Annotated in this window: 13 protein-coding genes; 6 read left to right on the top strand and 7 right to left on the bottom strand. The window is 61.7% G+C overall.

All coding sequences use genetic code 11. The features are described from left to right. Window positions 1–43: 43 nt before the first annotated feature. Genes AC07VV_RS22420 through AC07VV_RS22410 form a run of 3 tightly spaced genes read left to right on the top strand, consistent with a single transcriptional unit; the run spans window position 44 to window position 1,673 of the window. A complete protein-coding gene (locus AC07VV_RS22420; RefSeq protein ID WP_495037503.1) occupies window positions 44–478 on the top strand; it encodes an NUDIX hydrolase in 435 nt (144 codons plus the stop codon). Window positions 479–501: 23 nt separating this feature from the next. Beyond that, window positions 502–1,140: a LysE family translocator gene (locus tag AC07VV_RS22415; RefSeq protein ID WP_495037502.1), complete on the top strand. Its 639-nt coding sequence runs from the start codon at window positions 502–504 to the stop codon at window positions 1,138–1,140. Between the two features lie 2 nt (window positions 1,141–1,142). Continuing rightward, the gene (locus AC07VV_RS22410; protein WP_495037501.1) at window positions 1,143–1,673 is read left to right on the top strand and encodes a GNAT family N-acetyltransferase; all 531 of its coding nucleotides are present in this window, start codon (window positions 1,143–1,145) and stop codon (window positions 1,671–1,673) included. Here AC07VV_RS22410 and metR read toward each other — a convergent pair. Beyond that, window positions 1,657–2,574, bottom strand: a complete 918-nt coding sequence (metR, locus tag AC07VV_RS22405; protein ID WP_096818509.1) for a transcriptional regulator MetR — start codon at window positions 2,572–2,574, stop codon at window positions 1,657–1,659. The two genes, AC07VV_RS22410 and metR, sit on opposite strands and share 17 nt — an antisense overlap. A gap of 111 nt (window positions 2,575–2,685) precedes the next feature. Between metR and metE the strand changes: the two genes are divergently transcribed. The 3 genes from metE to AC07VV_RS22390 all read left to right on the top strand — a co-directional run bounded on the left by metE (window position 2,686) and on the right by AC07VV_RS22390 (window position 6,898). Further along, complete coding sequence (gene metE, locus AC07VV_RS22400; protein WP_495037500.1) at window positions 2,686–4,998, top strand: 5-methyltetrahydropteroyltriglutamate--homocysteine S-methyltransferase; 2,313 nt, start codon at window positions 2,686–2,688, stop codon at window positions 4,996–4,998. A gap of 149 nt (window positions 4,999–5,147) precedes the next feature. Next, the gene (locus AC07VV_RS22395) at window positions 5,148–6,182 is read left to right on the top strand and encodes an alpha/beta fold hydrolase (RefSeq protein WP_495037499.1); all 1,035 of its coding nucleotides are present in this window, start codon (window positions 5,148–5,150) and stop codon (window positions 6,180–6,182) included. Window positions 6,183–6,232: 50 nt separating this feature from the next. Further along, window positions 6,233–6,898 (top strand): DsbA family oxidoreductase, encoded by a 666-nt coding sequence (locus AC07VV_RS22390; protein ID WP_495037498.1) that lies wholly within the window; start codon window positions 6,233–6,235, stop codon window positions 6,896–6,898. Window positions 6,899–6,936: 38 nt separating this feature from the next. On the opposite strand, the gene AC07VV_RS22385 is transcribed toward AC07VV_RS22390, so the two are convergent. The 6 genes from AC07VV_RS22385 to AC07VV_RS22360 are packed head-to-tail and all read right to left on the bottom strand — an operon-like array spanning window position 6,937 to window position 14,230. After that, window positions 6,937–8,325, bottom strand: a complete 1,389-nt coding sequence (locus AC07VV_RS22385) for a sigma-54-dependent transcriptional regulator (RefSeq protein WP_096818501.1) — start codon at window positions 8,323–8,325, stop codon at window positions 6,937–6,939. Next, a complete protein-coding gene (locus AC07VV_RS22380; protein WP_173861350.1) occupies window positions 8,315–10,087 on the bottom strand; it encodes a sensor histidine kinase in 1,773 nt (590 codons plus the stop codon). Before AC07VV_RS22380 ends, AC07VV_RS22385 begins: the two co-directional genes overlap by 11 nt. A gap of 9 nt (window positions 10,088–10,096) precedes the next feature. After that, a complete protein-coding gene (locus AC07VV_RS22375; RefSeq protein ID WP_495037497.1) occupies window positions 10,097–11,224 on the bottom strand; it encodes a GNAT family N-acetyltransferase in 1,128 nt (375 codons plus the stop codon). A 42-nt stretch (window positions 11,225–11,266) separates the two neighbouring features. Further along, window positions 11,267–12,148: an alpha/beta hydrolase gene (locus AC07VV_RS22370; protein WP_102620775.1), complete on the bottom strand. Its 882-nt coding sequence runs from the start codon at window positions 12,146–12,148 to the stop codon at window positions 11,267–11,269. Then, the gene (locus tag AC07VV_RS22365; protein ID WP_096818493.1) at window positions 12,145–13,539 is read right to left on the bottom strand and encodes an aspartate aminotransferase family protein; all 1,395 of its coding nucleotides are present in this window, start codon (window positions 13,537–13,539) and stop codon (window positions 12,145–12,147) included. The genes AC07VV_RS22370 and AC07VV_RS22365 overlap by 4 nt, the downstream gene beginning before the upstream one ends. Further along, window positions 13,532–14,230 (bottom strand): HAD-IB family phosphatase, encoded by a 699-nt coding sequence (locus tag AC07VV_RS22360; protein WP_495037496.1) that lies wholly within the window; start codon window positions 14,228–14,230, stop codon window positions 13,532–13,534. Before AC07VV_RS22360 ends, AC07VV_RS22365 begins: the two co-directional genes overlap by 8 nt. Between the last annotated feature and the right edge of the window lie 207 nt (window positions 14,231–14,437).

Raw genomic sequence — 14,437 nt, 5'->3', positions numbered from 1 at the left:
GCATGGGATCCTTGCGGTTTTTCTCAAGGCCGGTGGCTGCCCCATGACCTCTGTATCCGCTGTTTCCCCCCGCATCATTCGTATTGCCGCCGCGCTGCTGCTCAACCCCGACGGCCAGACCCTGCTGGTGCGCAAGCGCGATACCACCGCGTTCATGCAGCCCGGCGGCAAGATCGAGGCCCATGAGCTGCCGGTGTATGCGCTGGCCCGTGAGCTGGAGGAAGAACTGGGACTGGTGATCGATACGGCGCAGGCGACTTTTCTCGGCCAGTTCTCGGCACCGGCCGCCAACGAGCCGGGGTTTGTCGTGCAGGCCGAGATCTTTCAACTGACCATCGACGCCGAAGTCTCCCCGGCCGCCGAGATCGAAGAGGTGATCTGGATCGACCCGGCCACCGACGGCGATGTGGTTCTCGCCCCATTGACACGCGACCTGATCCTGCCGTTTTATCGAGCCTCGCTGACTGCGATCGCCTGATCATTCGTACAAAGGACTTCGTCATGATCCCGCTTCAAGACCTGCTGATTTTTGCTGCCGCTGCACTGCTGATGGTACTGACGCCGGGACCGAACATGATCTACCTGATCTCCCGTTCGATCTGCCAGGGTCGCAAGGCCGGGGTGACCTCGCTGCTTGGTGTGGTGGCGGGGTTCTTCGTGCATCTGTTCGCGGCGGCGGCCGGTTTGACCGCGGTGTTTCTCGCGGTGCCGATGGCTTATGAAGTGTTGAAATGGGCCGGCGCGCTGTACCTGCTATGGCTGGCCTGGCAAGCGGTGAAGCCCGGCGCGCATTCGCCGTTCGAGGCGCAGCAGTTGCCGGCGGACTCCTCGCGCAAACTGATCACCATGGGCTTTCTCACCAGCGCCCTGAACCCGAAAATCGCGGTGTTCTACCTTTCGGTATTTCCGCAGTTCATTTCGCCTGAACACGGCTCGGTGTTCACTCAAAGCATCATTCTCGGCCTGACCCAGATCAGCGTCAGTTTCTGCGTCAACCTGTTGATCGCGCTGTTCGCGGCGGGCATCGCTTCGTGGTTCGTCAGCAATCCGACGTGGCTGGCGGCGCAGCGTTACTTCATGGGTTTTGTGCTGGGCGGTCTGGCCGTACGGCTGATGCTTGAACAACGCCGGTCGGCTTGAACATGTGGATCGAACGGCTGGACGCCAGTCATGCGCTGGCCTATCGCGAATTGATGCTGGAAGCGTATGACCGGCATCCGCAGGCCTTCACCTCCAGCGTACGCGAGCGCGCGGCGATGCCCTTGAGTTGGTGGGAGTCGCGCCTGACCAGCAAGCTCGACGCGGTGTTTGGCGCGTTCGAAGAAGGCCGGTTGGCGGGCATTGTCGGCCTGGCGTTCGAGCCTCGGGAAAAGGCCCGGCACAAGGCAACGGTCTTCGGCATGTATGTGTCGGCCGAGTTTCGTCAGCGCGGGCTGGGCCTGAAACTGATGGAGGCGGTGCTGGGTGAAGCGCAGCAACATCCGGAGCTGAAAGTCATTCAATTGACCGTCACCGCTGGCAACGAGGCAGCGTTCCAGCTGTACCAGCGCTGCGGCTTCGTCCAATTCGGCCTGGAGCCGATGGCGGTGCGGGTCGGCGAGGACTACTTCGACAAGATCCACATGTGGTGCGCGCCATTCGTGCCATCCGCCAGCCTCAACGAACCGCGCTGACCCCATCCAGCGTCGAGAACGACGTGTCCTTGGCCGTCAACAGGAAATCGCGCATGTACGGCGCATCGAGCATGTCGGCGCGGATCGCCGCGTACAACGTTGCAAACAGACCTTTTTCACCCAGCCGCTTGGCTTTCACGTAACCCCGCGAGCTGTATTCATGCAGCGCCCAGTGCGGCATGCCGCACACGCCACGACCACTGGCCACCAGTTGCATCATCATCACCGTCAGCTCTGACGTGCGCACCTGCGCAGGTTCGATGTCGGCCGGTTCGAGGAAGCGGGTGAAGATGTCCAGCCGATCGCGTTCAACCGGATAAGTGATCAGGGTTTCCGTCAGCAGGTCTTCGGGGACGATGTACGGTTTGCTCGCCAGAGCATGCTGGTTGGCGACCGCGAGCATCGCTTCGTAGGTGAACAGCGGCACGTAGGTGATGCCGGCGATTTCCAGCGGGTCGGAGGTCACCACCAGATCCAGGTCACCCCGGGCCAACGCCGGCAGCGGGGCGAAGGAGAACCCCGAGGCCAGGTCGAGTTCGACTTCCGGCCACGCATCGCGGAACTGGTCGATGGTCGGCATCAGCCACTGGAAGCAGCTGTGGCATTCGATCGCCATGTGCAGACGCCCGGCGGTGCCACCGGCCAGGCGCGCGATATCACGTTCGGCACCGCGCAGCAGCGGCAGGGTCGCGTCCGCCAGTTGCAGCAGGCGCAGGCCGGCGCTGGTGAAACGCACCGGTTTGGTCTTGCGCACGAACAACGGCATGCCCATGCGTTCTTCCAGTTCCTTGAACTGGTGGGACAGCGCCGACTGGGTCAGGTGCAGGCGGTCGGCTGCATCGACCAGGCTGTCGGCTTCGCGCAGGGCGTGCAGGGTTTTCAGGTGACGGATCTCAAGCACCGCAGGCTCCATGAGGAAAATTTGTGATCAACACGAAAAGGTTGAGTTTGTCTCATGTTGCCCTGGCTGTCGACAATGGCGCCATCTTTTACGCAATGGAGAACATTCGACATGGCCGTGGCCCACACCCTTGGTTTCCCGCGCATCGGCGCCGACCGCGAACTGAAAAAAGCCCTCGAAGCCTACTGGAAAGGCGATCTTGATCAGGCCGCTTTGAATCAGGTCGGCCGTGAGCTGCGCGCCAAACACTGGCAACTGCAGAAAGATGCCGGCATCGATCTGCTGCCGGTCGGCGACTTTGCCTGGTACGACCAGGTGCTGACCCATTCGCTGACCTTCGGTGTGATCCCCGAGCGCTTCGATGGCGTGCGCGATGAACGCGGCCTGCCGACCCTCGACACACTCTTCGCCATGGCCCGTGGCGCCACGACTTCCTGCTGTGGCGGCGAACATGGCAAGACCCAATATGCGCAAGAACTGACCAAGTGGTTCGACACCAACTACCACTACCTGGTCCCGGAATTCACCGCAGACCAGTCGTTCAAGCTGAGCTGGGAACAACTGTTCGATGAAGTCGAAGAAGCCAAAGCCCTCGGTCACAACGTCAAACCGGTGATCATCGGCCCGTTGACTTATCTGTGGCTGGGCAAGGCGAAAGGCAACGATTTCGACAAGCTCGACCTGCTCGAGCGCCTGCTGCCGGTCTACAACGAAATCCTCGGTCGCCTCGCCGCGCAGGGCGTGGAGTGGGTGCAGATCGATGAGCCGATTCTCACCCTCGACCTGCCGCAGGCGTGGAAAAGCGCCCTCGAACGCGCCTATCACATCCTTCAGTACTCGCCGTTGAAGAAACTGGTGGCGACCTATTTCAGCGGTCTGCAAGACAACCTCGGCCTCGCCGTCGGCCTGCCGGTGCAAGGCCTGCACATCGACGCGGTGCGTGCGCCGGATCAGCTCGGCCAGGTGCTGGATCGCCTGCCAACCTACAAGATTCTTTCAGTGGGCCTGGTCAACGGTCGCAATGTCTGGCGCTGCGAACTGGAGCAGGCGCTGGCGCAACTACAACCGGCCCAAGAGCGCTTTGGCGACAACCTGTGGGTCAGCAGTTCCTGCTCGCTGCTGCACAGTCCGGTGGATGTCGAGCGCGAAGACAAGCTCGATCCGGAACTGAAAAGCTGGCTGGCATTCGCCGTGCAGAAGTGCAGCGAAATCTCGGTTTTGCGTGATGCCCTGAACGATCCGCAAGCGCCGAAAGTGCAAAGCGCACTGGCCGAAAGCCGCGCCATCCAAGAAAGCCGCGCCCGCTCGCCACGCATTCACAAGGCCGCCGTGCAGGAGCGGATCAACGCGATCGGCGCCAGCGACAGCCAACGCCATTCGCCGTTCGCCAAACGCATCGCCGCGCAACAGGCGCGCTTGAAGTTGCCGACGTTCCCGACCACCACCATCGGTTCCTTCCCGCAGACCGGTTCGATCCGTCTGGCCCGTCAGGCGTTCAAGCAGGGCAAGCTATCGGCCAACGATTACACCGACGCCATGCACAGCGAAATCCGCCACGCGGTGCAAGTCCAGGAGCGTCTGGGCCTGGATGTGCTGGTGCACGGTGAAGCCGAGCGCAACGACATGGTCGAGTACTTCGCCGAGCAGCTCGACGGCTACCTGTTCACCCGGTTCGGCTGGGTCCAGAGCTACGGTTCCCGCTGCGTGAAACCGGCGGTGATTTATGGCGACCTGAGCCGTCCGAAAGCCATGACCGTCGACTGGATCACCTACGCCCAGGGCCTGACCGACAAGGTCATGAAAGGCATGCTGACCGGCCCGGTGACCATGCTGATGTGGTCGTTCCCGCGTGAAGACGTGTCGCGTAAAGTCCAGGCACAGCAACTGGCGCTGGCCCTGCGTGACGAAGTGGTCGATCTGGAAAATGCCGGGATCAAGATCGTACAGATCGACGAGGCTGCGTTCCGCGAAGGCCTGCCGCTGCGCCGTGCGCAATGGCAGGAATACCTCGACTGGGCCGTGGAAGCATTCCGCCTGACGGCCTCGGGTGTGAAGGATGAAACCCAGATCCACACCCACATGTGCTACAGCGAATTCAACGACGTGATCAAGGCCATCGCCGACATGGACGCTGACGTCATCACCATCGAAACCTCGCGCTCGGACATGGAATTGCTCGAAGCCTTCGAAGCGTTCGACTACCCGAACGACATCGGCCCGGGCGTCTACGACATCCACTCGCCGCGCGTACCGGACACCGCCGAGATGGTCAAATTGATGAGCAAGGCTGTGAAACGAATTCCGGCAGAGCGTCTGTGGGTCAACCCCGATTGCGGCCTCAAGACCCGCGCGTGGCCTGAGACTGAAGCGGCACTGATCAACATGGTCGCGGCAGCGCGGCAACTGCGCAGTCAGTTGGCGTAACCCATAACCCCGCGGGAGCGAGTCTTTTCGCTCCCGCAGATTCGACCGCTCGGCACTCTTCATCAAACTGTCATCGAACTGTGGCAGCGCGCTTGAACAAACTTCATCAGACTCGCGCTCTACTGGGGTTCTGCGTTTCGGTGTTTTTCATGTTCAAGGGAATTTTTGCAATCGCGGCGTTGTTGGCCGCGGTTTTTTTCGTTCCGGCGTCTTCTGCGGCGTCGCGTTGTGATGTCAATGTACCGACCGAACGGGTCGATCTGGAGCAGGTAAGCCTGGCGTACCAGAGCATCGGCCGTGCGTCGGATCCGGCGTTGTTGCTGGTGATGGGGCTGGGCGGGCAGTTGATCCACTGGCCTGACGAAGTGGTGATCGCGCTGTGTCAGCAGGGATTTCGGGTGATTCGTTATGACAACCGCGATGTCGGCCTGTCGACCTGGCGCCAGGCGCCGGCCGAAGCCAATCTGACGTTTGAAGTGCTGCGCTACAAACTCGGCCTGCCGGTGGCGGCGCCTTACAGCCTGACCGACATGGCCGACGATGCGCTGGGTTTGATGGACGCGTTGCACGTCGAGCAATTCCACGTGCTGGGCGCGAGCATGGGCGGGATGATTGCCCAGCACCTGGCGGCCATGGCGCCGCAACGGGTCGAGAGCCTGACGCTGATCATGACCAGCTCTGGCGCTGAAGGCCTGCCAGCACCGAGCGCGGCGCTGGTGCAGTTGCTGTCGCGACGCGGAGCACCCAACCGCGAAGTGGCGCTGGAGCAACAGGCCGATCTGCTGGCCGCGCTGGGCAGCCCGACGGTCACCGATGATCGTCAGATGCTGTTGCATCAGGCGGCGGTGTCCTATGACCGGGCGTTCAACCCCGAAGGCGTGAAGCGTCAGATCATGGCGATCCTTGCCGAGCCGAGCCGCGTGGCATTGCTCAATCAATTGCGGGTGCCGACGCTGGTGGTGCACGGCACGGCCGACCCATTGCTGCCGGTGATGCATGGCGTGCATCTGGCGGCGCACATTCGCGGCAGCCAGTTGAAGCTGATTCCGGGCTTGGCGCATCGCTTCCAGGAGGCGTTCAAGGCGCCGTTGCTGGCGGCGGTGTTGCCGTATTTGCAGCAACACCGTGAAGACACGTCGCACTGGGCGCAGATCGAACCGGTGGCCGAGCGCAATCTGCTCTAGCGGGTGTATCGTGCAGGTCTTTGGCCACGATTGAACGCGCGAGGTGAGTCATGAGTTCTGCCCTTAAAATCGATTTTGTCAGCGACGTTTCCTGCCCGTGGTGCGTCGTCGGTCTGTACGGCCTGCTGCGGGCGCTGGAGATTCTGCGCAACGAGGTGCAGGCCGAGATCCGTTTCCAGCCGTTCGAGCTGAACCCGAAGATGGGGCCGGACGGGCAGAACATCGGTGAGCATATCCAGGAAAAATACGGATCGACCCCGGAGCAGTCACAGAAGAATCGTGAAGTGATCCGCTCCCGTGGGGCCGACGTCGGTTTCAGTTTTCGCACTGATTCGAACAGCCGCATCTACAACACCTTCGATGCTCATCGGTTGCTGTACTGGGCCGGGGAGGAGGGCTTGCAGTTGCCGTTGAAAGAAGCGTTGTTCAAGGCGTATTTCACTGATGGCGGCAACCCGTCCGATCACGGGCAACTGGCGCAGATTGCCGAAAGCGTCGGCCTCGACCGACAGCGTGCCGAGGCGATTCTGGCCTCTGACGAATTCGCCAGCGACGTGCGCAAGGAAGAGCAATTGTGGCTGTCGCGCGGCGTCAGCTCGGTGCCGACCGTGGTGTTCAACGGGCAATACGCGGTCAGCGGCGGGCAGCCGGTCGACACCTTTGTCGGGGCGATCCGGCAAATCATGAGCGAGGCGAAGGGCGGCACGGTGAACTGATGCGGCGAGGGTTCCCGGGCATTGTCCGGGAACGCTGACTACCGGACGATCTTGTCCACGTGAATCCCCAGTTTCTTCAGGCGATACCAGAAGCTGCGTTCGGAAATCCCGATCAACTGCGCTGCCGCAGCCTGCACGCCGTTGCTCTGCGCCAGCGCAGCGAGGATGTAGGCTTTTTCCACCTCGGCCAGTGCCGCTTCCAGGTCGGCCGGCACGCTGCCTTCGGCGACCAGGGCACCGGGTTCGGTCGGCTGTGAGGCAAACAGATAGGCCGGCAAGTCCTGCTCTTCAATCTCTGCGCCGGACGCCACGATGGTCGCGCGTTCGACGCAGTTCTGCAGTTCGCGAATATTGCCCGGCCATGAGTAGCGGGCCATCGCCTGCAACGCTTCGGCACTGAAACCGCTAAAGCGTTTGCCCGCCGCAGCGCCCAGGGTATGGGCGAAATGCCGGGCCAGCGGCGCGATGTCTTCGACCCGCTCACGCAGGGCCGGCAACGGAATCGGGAACACGTTGAGGCGGTAATACAGGTCTTCGCGAAACTCCTTGTTGGCCACCGCGTCCAGCAGATTCTTGTTGGTCGCGGCGATGACCCGCACATCGACCTTACGCTCGCGCGGATCGCCCACCGGTTCGATGATGCGTTCCTGCAAGGCACGGAGGATTTTCGCTTGCAGCGCCAAAGGCATCTCGCCGATTTCATCGAGAAACAGCGTGCCCTTGTCTGCCTGCTGGAAACGCCCGACCCGGTCCGCCACCGCACCGGTGAACGCGCCTTTGCGGTGGCCGAACATTTCACTTTCCAGCAACCCTTCCGGGATTGCCGCACAGTTGACCGCGACAAACGGTTTGTCGGCGCGATTGCCATGTTTGTGGATGGCCCGGGCGACCATTTCCTTGCCGGTGCCGCTTTCGCCGGTCAGCAGGATAGTCGCGTTGCTTTCGCGCACCGAGTCGATTGCGCTCAGTACCCGGCGAAAGCTCGGGCTGTCGCCGACCAGGCTGTCGATCTGCTGGTGCTCGTCGAGTTCGGCGCGCATGCGCTGGTTGTCTTTGAGGATGTCGCGAAATTGCAGGGCCTTGCTGACGGTGATGTCCAGCTCATCGATGTCGAAAGGTTTGGCGATGTAGTCGAAGGCGCCGTTGCGCATCGACTGCACGGCGTTTTTCACCGTGCTGTAGGCGGTCATGACGATCACCGGCAACTGCGGGAAACGGTTCTTGATTTCCGCCAGCAGTTGCGGGCCGTCCATACCGGGCATGCGCCAGTCGCTGATCACCAGATCGATGTCTTCGGCTTCCAACACCTTGAGCGCGTGCAGGCCGTTGCCGGCGGTGAACACCACAATGTCGTTCTGACTCAAGGCCGATGCCAGCAGGTCGCAGAGCTTGGGCTCGTCGTCGACCACCAGTACGTTATGCGTCATCGCTGTCCTCGTCGAAATCTTCACCGTTGGCCGGAATGTACAGGCTGAACGTGGCCCCGGCATCTTTTTCGCTGACACATTCGATGCGCCCGTCATGGCTTTCCATGATCGAGTACACCTTGGCCAGGCCGAGCCCGGTGCCGGAGGCCTTGGTGGTGACGAACGGCGTGAAGATCCGTTCGAGCATATCGGCTTCGATGCCCTGGCCCGTGTCGCTGACGCTGATGACCGTATTGTGCTTATCGCTGTGGATGCCCAGGGTCAGGCGACCGCCGTCGGGCATGGCGTCGATGGCGTTGACGATCAGGTTCAGGCCGGCCTGCTTGAGTTGCCGCGCATCGGCATACAGGGTGGCGGCAGGGGCGCGGTCGTCGATCCGCACATCGATATTGTGGCTGGCCAGTTCCGGAGCGCAGAAGCCCACCAGCTCATCCACCAGCGGCCGCGCCAGCTGGGTCGAACGCAGCGGTGCGCTGGGTTTGGCGAAGTCGAGAAATTCGGTGATCAGGTCGTTGATGCGGCTGACTTCACTGACCACGTACTCCAGATGACGCTTGTCGGTCTCCGGCAGGTCGGCGCGTCGGTGCAGCAGTTGCGTGGCGGTCTTGATGATGCCCAGCGGGTTGCGGATTTCGTGGGCCAGGCCCATCGCGACTTCGCCCAATGCGTGCAAGCGGTCGCGGCGGCGCAGTTGCGATTCCAGATGCTGCAACTCGCCGAGGCGTTCGCTCATGTGGTTGAAGGTGCTGCTCAGTTCCGCCAGTTCATCGCCGCCGGTGACGGGCAGGCGCTGACGGTAGTCGCCGGCGATCACCGCTTGCACGCCTTTGGCCAGGCCGCGCAGGGGCATGGTCAGACGCTGGGATACCAGCCAGCCCACCGCGAGCGAAGCCGCCGAGCTGAGGATGAAGATCAGGATGAACAGGTTGCTCTGGTTCACCAGCCCGACCAGTGTCGTGTGGCGCAGCAGACCGCTGAAGACCACGCCTTGCAGTTCACCGTTTTCGTTGAGAATCGGTCGGTAGATGCCGCTGTAGCGGTTGGTCGACTGCTCGATCGGCAACTTGGTGCTGCGCAGTTGGTCCTCGATTTTTGCAGGCACGATCGCCGGGTGATCTTCAAAACGCTGAGTGGAAAAAATTTCCGAGAAGTCGGCGCCCTTGGCCAGGTACAGGCGCAGATCCAGAGAGTGCACGTCGGCGACGCTGGTGAGGAAACTGTTATCGAGGTAGGTCACGACAATCAGTTTGTAGTCGGTGCCGTCCTGATCGCTTTCGAAGGTTGAAACCACGGCGCCGGTCGCCACGCCGCCGACCTGCAGAGTCTGCAGCACGGCTTTGGGCGCGGTGCTGATTTGCCGCACGATGTCATCGGCGGCAGTGCTGAATACCACTTTGTGATCGCTGTTGCGCACCAGGGCGACCACGTCGATGCCCATGGAGTCAGCGATGTCAGCGGTAAGCTTGTCGCGTCTGGACGACTGTCGGTCCGTGGGCGGGCGGGTGTAGCGCAGGAACAACTGCGCGACGCGGGCGTTGTCGCGCACGATCTCGCGAATCTCGTCCTCGACGATCTTGGTCGATTCCTGCAGCCAGATCCGCACGTTGCTGTCGAAAATCTGCGACAGGGTGGTGGCCGCCAGTTCCGCGGCGATCATGGTCGGGATCACGCTGACCAGCCAGAACGCCAGCACCAGTTTGCGTTGCAGGCTCCAGCCGGAGAGGGCGAAGGGTCGGGCGGTGGCGCGTCGGTCGTTGATCATCATGCTCGCTTATTGTTGTTCGCTTATCGCAGTCGCCATGGCCGGGTCGGTACGATCCGGGCGGATGAATAACTTCACCAGCCGCAGCAGTTGATTGAGCACGGGATGGCGGTGGCGGAAAAACACGGTGTTGCCGACGAACGAGCAACCCAGGCGCAGCTTACTGGCATAACCGGCCTGGCCGCACGCGTAGATCGGGATGCGATGTTCAATACAGTAGCCGACATTGGCCAGCCAGCTGCGCATGTACAGTTTGTGCTCGCGGGTCCGGGCCAGATCGTGGGCGAAGAACTTGTCCACCAGCCGTTGATCGTCCAGCAGCACCAGGTTGAACGCCACCAGCTCGTCATCGACCCAGTACAAAACGCAGGCGGCACGCTCGTCGAGGTGTTCCAGCACCTGGCGAAAATACGCAGCCGGCAGACACTCGAACGTCAGGTCGCTGCGGGCCAGGGTCGCTTCGTAGAGCCGCATCATGGTCGGCAGCAGGTCGTCGACCGAGCGCCGCCATTCGATTCGCGGTCCTGCGCCACGCAGGGTCCGGCGCAAGTCCTTGCGGGTGGATTTGCCCAGGGTGCCGAGGTAGGCGTCGACCGAACCGAAGGTGATCGGCAGTTCGGCACCGGGCAACCCCGGCATGCTTTGCAACCCGGCCTCGCGGCAGGCCTGGAGCCATTGCGGATTGCGGTGGGAAGCATCCTTGACGGCCAGCAGACCGACCCCGGCCTGGTTCGCATCTTCACGGGCCAGATTCAGCAGACGTGAGAACAACGACGGCAAGCGGGACGGATCGATAGACGGGAGGGTGCCTACGTGGCACTGCTCCGCCACTGGCGAACCGAGGGCGTACAGGCGAATGTCGAACAGCCCCGGCCAGCAACTGCGCAGCCATTGGCTCAAGCGTTTGCCGGTGCCCTGCAGGGTGGTGTCGAGCGAATAGGCGGTCGTGAAAGCCACGACCGCCGCAATCAGGTGGTTGTCTTCAAACAGCGCCAGGTAGCGCCACTGGAAGCCGTCGATGCCGGCCTGTTCAACGGCGCGATAATAGGCCCAGTCTTCGAGCTCCTCGGGAAAGCAGGCATTCCACGCGTCGCGATCAATCGCTTCGATGGTTGAAAAGGCTTGGGCCGTGATCACGTCGTTTCCTTAACCGGCAAGGCATGTCGTTTTGCAGTCGACTCACGCCCGCTGCCGGTATTCCTCGGTTGGCAGGGAGGGAGCGGTGAGCGGCAGGTCGGTGCGGTGGTTTTGGATGAATTGCACACTCAGTTCCACGACGCGTCGGTACTGCAGGTCGACCGTGATCATGTGATAGCAGTCGTCCAGCAGGATCTTCACCACTTCGCCACCGAGCTTGCGTTCCACGTAGTCGGCGTTCCAGCGGCTGGTGATGTCGTCCTCGATGGAGTGCAGCACCAGTGCCGGCACCGTGATGGAAGGCATGCGTTTGCGCACCACGGCGTTCATCCGGTGCAATTCGCGCACGGTCACGCCCTCCATGGTCAGCAGGCCGGCCTCACTGCTGTGGCCTTCTTTCATCTGCCGTTCGACGATGGCCCGCAGGCGTTCATTCTTGATGCCGTAGGGTGGTTTTTCTTCGAACTTGCAGATGTGTACACCGAACGGGATTTTCATCAGCAACGGCGTCAGGAACGCCAGTTTGTGGATGCTCCAGCCGTCGTACTTCAGGGTCGTGGAATACATCAGCAACCCGGCCACCTGGCCCGGATGCTCGGACGCCACGTACATCGACATCACCGCCCCCATCGACAGGCCGCCGACAAACACTTTGCTGTGCTGGCGACGGATGCCGACGAACGTCTTGCGCACACCTTCGTACCAGTCGCGCCAGCCGGTGGCCTGCAAGTCGGCATTGCCGCCACAGTGCCCGGCCAGGGTCGGCACGTACACCGTGCAACCGGCCTTGGCCAGTCCCACGGCGACCCGACGCAACTCCGTCGGGGTGCCGGTGAGGCCGTGGATCAACAACACCGCGACCTCCCCTGTGCCGAGAACGAAACCGGCGTCGCCTTCGCCCAGATCGATCCCGGCCGCGTTCATCGTTTCATCGCCCGGGCCAGCAGACGGTCGAGCAGGGCGATGCCCAGGTCGATTTCCGGGTAGCTGATTTCCAGCGATGGCGCGAGGGTGATCACGTTCTTGTAGTAACCGCCCACGTCGAGGATCAGGCCCAGTTTGCGGCCGTCGATCTCGATGTCGCCCTTCATGCCTTCCTCGACCATGAAGTCCAGGGTGGCCTTGTCCGGGGTGAAACCGTCCGGGCCGCAGATTTCGCAGCGCAGGGCCAGGCCCAGGCCATCGACGTCGCCGATGATCGGGTAGCGCTTCTGCAGATCCTGCAGGCCTTCAAGGAAGTATTTGCCCTTGGCCATGACCATCGCGCCGTAGTCGACTTCGCTGGTCATCTTGAACATTTCCAGGCCCACGGCGGTGCCCAGCGGGTTGGAGGCGAAGGTAGAGTGGGTCGAACCTGGCGGGAAGACTTTCGGGTTGATCAGTTCTTCCTTGGCCCAGATGCCGCCCAGCGGGTTGAGGCCGTTGGTCAGTGCCTTGCCGAAGACGATCACGTCCGGTTTGACGTCGAAGTGTTCGATCGACCACAGCTTGCCGGTGCGATAGAAGCCCATCTGGATTTCGTCGACCACCATCAGGATGCCGTGCTGGTCCAGCACATGCTTGAGTTCGCTGTAGAAGTTCATCGGTGGAATCACGTAGCCGCCGGTGCCCTGGATCGGCTCGACGTAGAACGCTGCGTATTCGCTCTGGCCGACTTTCGGGTCCCAGACGCCGTTGTATTCAGTTTCGAACAGACGGGCGAACTGCTGCACGCAGTGGCTGCCGTACTCTTCCTTGGTCATGCCTTTCGGGCCACGGAAGTGGTACGGGAACGGGATGAAATTGGCGCGCTCGCCGAAGTGGCCGTAGCGGCGGCGATAGCGGTAGCTGGAAGTGATCGACGAGGCGCCGAGGGTGCGACCGTGGTAACCGCCCTCGAAGGCGAACATCAGGCTCTTGCCGTTGCTGGCGTTGCGCACGACTTTCAGCGAGTCCTCGATGGACTGCGAACCGCCGACGTTGAAGTGCACGCGACCGTCGAGGCCGAACTTCTTCTTGGCGTCCACGGCGATCATTTCCGAAAGCTCGATCTTGCCTTTGTGCAGGTATTGGCTGGCGATCTGCGGCAGGGTGTCGATCTGCTGTTTCAGCGCATTGTTCAGGCGCGGGTTGGCGTAACCGAAGTTGACCGCCGAGTACCACATTTGCAGGTCGAGGTAGGCCTGGTCTTCGGTGTCCCAGACGTAGGAGCCTTCGCAGCGGCTGAAAATGCGCGGCGGTTCGATGTAGTGGACGGTGTCGCCGTAGGAGCAGTACTTGGCTTCTTTTTCCAGAAGAATCTGGTCTTCCGCAGTAGCAATTCGAATATCAGACATGGTGGAAGAGTTCCTGGGTTTCTGTGTTGAAAGAGGTGGCATTGGCGGCGCTGGCCTTTGGCAGCAGGGCCAGCAGCGCCGGCAGTTCAGCGAAGCTGTCGAAGCGGGCGTAAGGGATCGCGTTGCGTTCGCAGTATTCGGCGAGGCGACCCTTGGCGAAGACGAAGTCGGCGGTGGACGACACGCACATGTCGGACTGGCCGTCGCCGATCACCAGCACCCGTTTGTTGCCGGGCGTGGATTTGCATTTGCAGTTGCCGGAGGCCGCGCGGCAGGCATCGCTGGAATACGGAAAGTCGATGCGCCAGCTTTCGTGATCCAGCTGTCGCAGGCGGTTGGCGAGGATCGGTAGCAGGGTCACGTAGTTGCGCGAAAGAATCCGCGCGATGCCTTGTTCGATGCCGTCGCTGACCACTTCGAACGATGCGCCCAGGCCGATGGCGTGGTCGACGAAGTCGGGGAAATCCGGATCGATCTCGATGCTGTCGAAGAATTCCAGCAATTGGCCGGGCGTGGCCTTGACCAGCGAGAGCTGGCGGCTGAGGCATTCACGGGAACCGATTTCACCGGCCAGCCACTGGTTTTCGATCACTTCCCAACTCGGGTCGGCGAAGCGTTCGAGAATGCTGTCGATCACGTCGGTGCGGGTGATGGTCCCGTCGAAATCACACACGATATGCCAGTCAATCATCTGCATTACCTATTGGTCAGAGCGCGTTGTGTGCGCTTGCCGAGGGGTAGAGCAGGGACTGTGCCAAGTGCTTCGGCCCCTTTGTTGGCGGGGCTGATGAGGTGCTTTGGCGATTCGAAGCTACAATTTTTGTAGCTTGCTACAAACAACATGAGTGCTTGCGCGGTGGGCGGCATCCGGGGATTGATGCGCGCATGTTCAATTAAA

The sequence above is a fragment of the Pseudomonas sp. GW821-FHT02C04 genome (assembly GCF_059421845.1).
This window is presented reverse-complemented; position numbering and strand designations above follow the sequence as displayed.

Excerpts from the sequence above, each read along its gene's own strand:
- AC07VV_RS22385 (WP_096818501.1), bottom strand. The coding sequence starts at position 8,325 with ATGACGCATAACGTACTGGTGGTCGACGACGAGCCCAAGCTCTGCGAC.
- AC07VV_RS22410 (WP_495037501.1), top strand. The coding sequence starts at position 1,143 with ATGTGGATCGAACGGCTGGACGCCAGTCATGCGCTGGCCTATCGCGAA.
- AC07VV_RS22370 (WP_102620775.1), bottom strand. The coding sequence starts at position 12,148 with ATGAACGCGGCCGGGATCGATCTGGGCGAAGGCGACGCCGGTTTCGTT.
- AC07VV_RS22390 (WP_495037498.1), top strand. The coding sequence starts at position 6,233 with ATGAGTTCTGCCCTTAAAATCGATTTTGTCAGCGACGTTTCCTGCCCG.
- AC07VV_RS22415 (WP_495037502.1), top strand. The coding sequence starts at position 502 with ATGATCCCGCTTCAAGACCTGCTGATTTTTGCTGCCGCTGCACTGCTG.
- AC07VV_RS22395 (WP_495037499.1), top strand. The coding sequence starts at position 5,148 with ATGTTCAAGGGAATTTTTGCAATCGCGGCGTTGTTGGCCGCGGTTTTT.
- AC07VV_RS22360 (WP_495037496.1), bottom strand. The coding sequence starts at position 14,230 with ATGATTGACTGGCATATCGTGTGTGATTTCGACGGGACCATCACCCGC.
- AC07VV_RS22420 (WP_495037503.1), top strand. The coding sequence starts at position 44 with ATGACCTCTGTATCCGCTGTTTCCCCCCGCATCATTCGTATTGCCGCC.
- AC07VV_RS22380 (WP_173861350.1), bottom strand. The coding sequence starts at position 10,087 with ATGATCAACGACCGACGCGCCACCGCCCGACCCTTCGCCCTCTCCGGC.
- metE (WP_495037500.1), top strand. The coding sequence starts at position 2,686 with ATGGCCGTGGCCCACACCCTTGGTTTCCCGCGCATCGGCGCCGACCGC.
- AC07VV_RS22365 (WP_096818493.1), bottom strand. The coding sequence starts at position 13,539 with ATGTCTGATATTCGAATTGCTACTGCGGAAGACCAGATTCTTCTGGAA.